The sequence below is a fragment of the Streptomyces sp. NPDC001292 genome (assembly GCF_042896465.1).
Classification (GTDB): Bacteria; Actinomycetota; Actinomycetes; order Streptomycetales; family Streptomycetaceae; genus Streptomyces.
Genome location: NZ_JBIAXG010000106.1, coordinates 1 through 6,109, shown reverse-complemented (window position 1 = coordinate 6,109; position 6,109 = coordinate 1). Strand labels below are relative to the sequence as shown.

The window sequence follows — 6,109 nt, the reverse complement described above, 5'->3', positions numbered from 1 at the left end:
CTGGTCGATGTGTGGCCGCTGTCGCCGTTGCAGGAGGGACTGCTCTTCCACGCCCGGTACGACGAGGGCTCCCGCGATGTGTACGTGGGGCAGCGGTTCCTGGACCTGGAAGGGGCGCTGGACGCGGGTCTGCTGCGTACGTCGTGGCAGGTGCTGCTGGACCGGCATGCGAGCCTGCGGACGGGGTTCCGTCAGCCGGCCGGGATGCAGAGCCCGATCCAGGTGGTCGCCGAGGGTGTGGAGCTGCCCTGGCGGGAGGTCGACCTGTCGGGTCTGTCCGACGCCGAGGCGGGGGCCGAAGCGCACCGGCTCGCGGAGGAGGAGCAGGCGAGCCCGTTCGATCTCGCGGTTCCGCCGGCGTTGCGGCTGTTGCTGCTGAAGCTGGGCGACGCGCGCCATCGGCTGCTGGTGACCTCGCACCACATCGTCATGGACGGCTGGTCGCTGCCCATCCTGTTCGGCGAGCTGTCCCGGATCTACGCGGCCGGAGGCGACGCGAGCGCCCTGCCGCCCGTGCCCCCGTACCGTGACTACCTCGCCTGGCTGGCCCGTCAGGACAAGGAAGCCGCCCGGGACGCCTGGCGCGAGCTGCTCGCGGGGGCGGACGACCCCACGCTCGTGGGGCCCGCCGACCTCGGTGACGGCGAGCCGATCGGGCACGTCGTCGCCCGCACCGGCGAACGACTCACGCAGGCCCTGCATGGAACGGCCCGCAAGCACGGGCTGACGATGAACACGCTGGTCCAGGGCGCGTGGGCGGTACTCGTGGGGATGCTGTCCGGCCGTACCGACGTGGTGTTCGGCGCCACGGTCGCGGGCCGACCGGCCGAGATCCCCGGCGTCGAGCAGATGCTCGGACTGTTCATCAACACCATCCCGGTGCGGGTCCCCCTGCGCCCGGAGCGGCGGTTCGCCGATCTGCTGTCGGAACTCCAGGGCCGGCAAGCCGAGCTGATCGTCCATCAGCACCTCGGCCTGACGGAGATTCAGCGGACGGCCGGCGCGGGCGCGACCTTCGACACCCTCGTCGTCTACGAGAACTATCCGCACGACCCCGACGCCGCCCGTCTGCCCGGCGGACTTCCGATCGCCGGAGGCGGCGGCGAGGAGGTGGCCCACTATCCGCTCAGCCTTGTGGCGACCCCCGGCGACGGGCTGGAGCTGCGGCTGGAGTACCGGCCCGACGTGTTCGACGAGCCGGAGGCGCAGGCCCTGGTGGCCAGGCTGACCCGGCTCCTGGAACAGTTCGCCCTCGACCCGGATGTCCGGGTCGGCGACCTCGACGTACTGGAACCGGCCGAACGGCAGCGGCTCCTCGGCGAGTGGAACGACACCGCCCGGCCTGTGCCGGCCACGCTGGTCACCGAGCTGTTCGAGGCGCAGGCGGCGCGGACCCCCGGTCGGGCGGCCGTCGTCACGGCGGACGCCGCGCTGACGTACGCGGAGCTGGACGCCCGGGCCAACCAGGTCGCGCACTGGCTCATCGACCGGGGAACCGGCCCCGAGGACCTGGTCGGCGTGCTGATGGAGCGGTCGGCCGATCTGTTCGTGGTGCTGCTCGGCGTACTGAAGTCGGGCGCGGCCTATGTGCCGATCGACCCCGGCTATCCGGCGGAGCGGATCGGCTTCATGCTCACCGACGCGCACCCGGCGCTGGTGGTCTGCACGCGTGCGAGCGCGGAAGCCGCGGCCGGCTGCGAGACGTTGGTCTGGGACGCCGCGGACGTGGCCGCCGACCTGGCGGGCCGTCCGACGACCGCGCCGACCGACGCCGACCGGGTCGCGCCGCTGCGGCCCGCCCACCCGGCGTACGTGATCTACACGTCCGGCTCGACCGGCACGCCCAAGGGCGTAGCCGTCGCGCACCGCGGCTTCGTCAACTACGTGACCTGGCGGATCGGCGCGTACGGCTGGGGGCCCGGCGACCGGGTCCTGCAGTTCGCCTCGGTGTCGTTCGACACGTCCGTGTCGGAGATCTACCCGACGCTGGCCGGCGGCGCGACCCTGTGCGTGGCCCGGCGGGACGGTGACATCCTGCTGGAGCTGGAGACCCTGGCCCCCAACGCCGTCACCTTCACCCCGAGCGTCCTGGAGACGCTCGCGGCGGACGACGCGCGGACGCAGGCGGTGCTGAGCGGGATCGAGCACGTCGTCACCGCGGGCGAGGAGTGCAGCCCCGAGGCGGTGCGCCGCTGGGCCCCGGGACGGGCGTTCTTCAACGAGTACGGCCCGACCGAGGCCACGGTGGACGTCACCTGCTGGACGGCGCCCGACGCGCTCCCGGACGCCGTGTCGCTCGGCGGCCCGATCGCCAACGTCCGGGTGTACGTCCTGGACGAGTGGCTGCGCCCGGTTCCCCCCGGAGTGACGGGAGAGCTGTACGTCGCCGGGACCGGCCTGGCGCGCGGCTACGTCCGCCGACCGAAGCTGAGCTCCCAGCGGTTCGTCGCCTGCCCCTTCTCGGACTCCGGGGAGCGGATGTACCGGACCGGCGACCTGGCCCGCTGGACCCCTGAGGGCGAACTCCGCTTCGCCGGCCGCGTCGACCACCAGGTGAAGATCCGCGGCTTCCGGATCGAACCCGGCGAGATCGAGGCCGTGCTCGCCGGGCACGACAGCGTCGGCCAGGTCGCCGTGATCGCCCGTGCCGACCAGCAGGAAGGCCGCGCCCACGCCCGCGCCGTGAAGCGCCTGGTCGCCTACGTCGTGCCCGCCGACCCGCACACCGGTGTCGACGCCGACGAGCTGCGCGACCACGTGGCCGGGCGGATGCCCGAGCACATGGTCCCGGCCGCCGTCGTCGCGCTCGACTCCCTGCCCGTCACGGTGAACGGCAAGCTCGACCAGGCCGCGCTGCCCGCTCCCGAGCCCGCCGCCCGCCCCGCCGGCCGGGGCCCGGCCACGCCGGTGGAGGAGGTGCTCTGCGGGCTGTTCGGCGAGGTGCTGGGCCTGGAGCAGGTCGGCGCCGAGGACTCGTTCTTCGAGCTCGGCGGCGACTCGATCATGTCGATGCTGGTCGTGTCCCGGGCCCGGCGGGCCGGCGTGGTGATCACGGCCCGGCAGGTCTTCGAGCACAAGTCGGCGGCGAACCTCGGCCGGGTCGCGACCACGATCGCCGCCGACTCCACCGCCGTGGTGGGCGAACCCGATGTGGGCGTGGGACGCGTGCCCTTGACGCCGGTCATGCGCGAGCTGGTCGAGCGCGCGGGGCCGAGCGCCCTGACCGGATCGCTGACCCAGTCGATGCTGGTGGAGGCGCCCGCCGGACTGGACCTCGCCCGGCTGAGGGCGGCGGTAGGGGCACTGCTGGATCACCACGACGTCCTGCGCGCCCGCCTCGAACTCGTCGACGACAGGCCGTCCTCGCTGCTGGTGCCGGAGAAGGGCGCCGGGCCGTCCGGAGAGGAGTGCGTGGTCCGCGCCGCGACCCCGGACGTGACGGCCGAGTTCCGGCGCGCAGTCGCCCGGCTCGACCCGTCGGCCGGCGTGATGGTCCAACTCGTGTGGTTCGACAAGGGCCCCGACGCGCCAGGACGGCTGCTGCTGGTGGCGCACCACCTGGTCGTCGACGGGGTCTCCTGGCGGGTGCTCCTCCCGGATCTGGCCGCCGCCTACGAGGCCCTGGAAGCCGGTCGGGACATCGAACTCGACCCCGTCGGCACGTCGTTCCGCCGGTGGGCGCGGGCCCTGGAGCAGCAGGCGGCCGGCGCCGAGCGGGCGGCCGAACTGCCGGCGTGGGCCGGGTTGCTGGACGGCCCCGACCCGCTGATCGGGAACAGGGCGCTCGACCCGGCCGTGGACACCGTGGCCGCCGGCGTGCACGCGGTCTCCCTGCCGGTGCCCGTCGCCGTGACCACGGACCTGCTCACCCGCGTTCCCGCGGCCTTCTACGCGGGGGTCGACGACGTCCTGCTCGCCGGGCTGGCCGGTGCGGTCGCCGAGTGGCAGGAAGCCAGGGGGCGTGACACCGGGGCCGGGATGCTCGTGGACGTCGAGGGCCACGGCCGGACCCCTCTGACCGAGGACATGGACCTCACTCGTACCGTCGGCTGGTTCACCGGCTCGTACCCGGTGCGCCTGAACCCCGGCGCCGCGGAGTACGCGGACATCCGGGCCGGCGGAACCGCGGCGGGCGACCTCGTCAAGCAGGTGAAGGAGCAGCTGCGGGCGGCGCCCGGCGACGGGCTCGGCTTCGGGCTCCTGCGCCACCTGAACCCGGAGACGGCGCGGGCCCTGTCCGGTGTGCCGAGCCCGCAGATCGGCTTCAACTACCTGGGACGATTCGCCGCCGCCGTTGGGCAGTTGGACGGCCATGACATCGGAAAGGCGAGATGGCAGCCTGTCGGAGACGTGGTCCTGGGCGGCACGGCGGATGCCCGGATGGCCGCTTCGCATGTCCTGGAGGCCGGTGGGCTGGTCCGTGACCTGCCCGAAGGCCCCGAACTGACCGTGACTCTGACCTGCCCGACGGGGCTGCTCGACGAGGCCGCGCTCCACGAGCTGGCGACGGGCTGGGTCGCGATGCTCACGGGGCTCGTGGCCCACACGGCCGACCCGGACGGCGCTGCCCGCACCGGCGGTCATACGCCCTCCGACTTCACCTTGGTCGACCTTGACCAGCACGAGATCGACGAGTTCCAGATACATCTCGCCAGCGAAAAGGAGTGACTGCAGTGACCCAGGTGCGCATCGAAGATGTGTGGCCGCTCTCACCGCTCCAGGAAGGCCTCCTGTTCCACGCGGGATACGACGAGGACGCCCATGACGTCTATGTGCTCCAGGGCGCGATGGAACTCCGGGGCGCGCTGGACGTCGGTCTGTTACGCGCCTCCTGGCAGGCGCTCCTCGACCGGCACGCGACCCTGCGGGCGAGCTTCCAGCGGCGAGGCACGGGTGACCCCGTCCAGCTGATCGCCTCGGGCGTGAAACTGCCCTGGCGCGAGGTGGATCTGACCGGGCTGGAAGGGGTCGTCGAGCGGCAGGCGGAGGCCGAACGCCTCGCGGACGCCGAGAAGACCCGCTTCGATCCGGCGGTTCCGCCGCTGCTGCGGTTGCTGCTGGTGCGGCTGGACGAGTCGCGTCATCAGCTTGTACTGACGATGCATCACATTTTGCTGGACGGTTGGTCGCTGCCGGTTCTGTTCGGTGAGTTGTCGCAGTTGTATGCGGCGGGCGGTGATGTGTCGGTGCTGCCGCCGGTCACGCCGTATCGGGAGTATCTGGCGTGGCTGGGCCGTCAGGACAAGGAGGCGGCGCGGGAGGCGTGGCGCGAGGCGCTGGCGGGGACCGTGGACCCGACGCTGGTACGCCCGGTCGACCCCGGCGTCGCGAAGCCGTCCGTCCCCGGACACGCGACGGTCCGGGCCGGCGCGCGGCTGACGGAGGCGTTGGGCGAGGTCGCCCGTCGGCACGGCCTGACGCTGAACACCGTGGTGCAGGGTGTGTGGGGTGTGCTGGTCGGGATGCTGACCGGCCGGAGCGATGTCGTCTTCGGCGCCGTGGTGGCGGGTCGGCCGGCGGATCTGCCGGGTGTCGAGCAGATGCTCGGGTTGTTCATCAACACGGTGCCGGTGCGGGTGCGTCTCGATCCGGATTTGACGGTTGTGGAGCTGCTGGCGGAACTCCAGGTGCAACAGGCGGCATTGATGCCTCATCAGCACTTGGGGCTGACGGAGATCCAGCGGTTGGCCGGTACCGGCGCTACCTTCGACACGCTCCTCGTGTACCAGAACTATCCGCGCAACCCCGACGGGCCGCTGCAGCTAAGCGGCCTGAAGATCGACGGCTCGGCGAGCGACGACGCCGCCCACTACCCGCTGGCCCTCGCCGTCGCCCCGCTGGACGACCTGGAGCTGCGGTTCGACTATCAGCCCGACCTCTTCGACGCGGCGGCCGTCGAGACCCTGGGGAAGCGGCTGGTCCGGCTCCTGGAGCAGATCGCCGCGGACCCCACGCTGCCGGTCGGCCGGCTTGCGTTGCTCGACGAGGCCGAGCGCGGGCTGGTGGTGGAGCGCTGGAACGACACTGCTCGGCCGGTTCCGGCGGGGACGCTTCCTGAGTTGTTCGGTGCGCAGGCGGCGCGGACGCCGGATGCGGTGGCGGTGGTGTC

At 72.6% G+C, this 6,109-nt stretch carries 2 protein-coding genes; both read left to right on the top strand.

What is annotated here, in order from left to right:
- A partial coding sequence (locus tag ACFY4A_RS42180) for an amino acid adenylation domain-containing protein (protein ID WP_390834616.1) occupies positions 1-4,668 on the top strand: 4,668 nt, incomplete at its 5' end.
- A gap of 5 nt (positions 4,669-4,673) precedes the next feature.
- Positions 4,674-6,109 (top strand): condensation domain-containing protein (locus ACFY4A_RS42175; protein ID WP_390834615.1); only part of this gene is annotated, 1,436 nt, incomplete at its 3' end.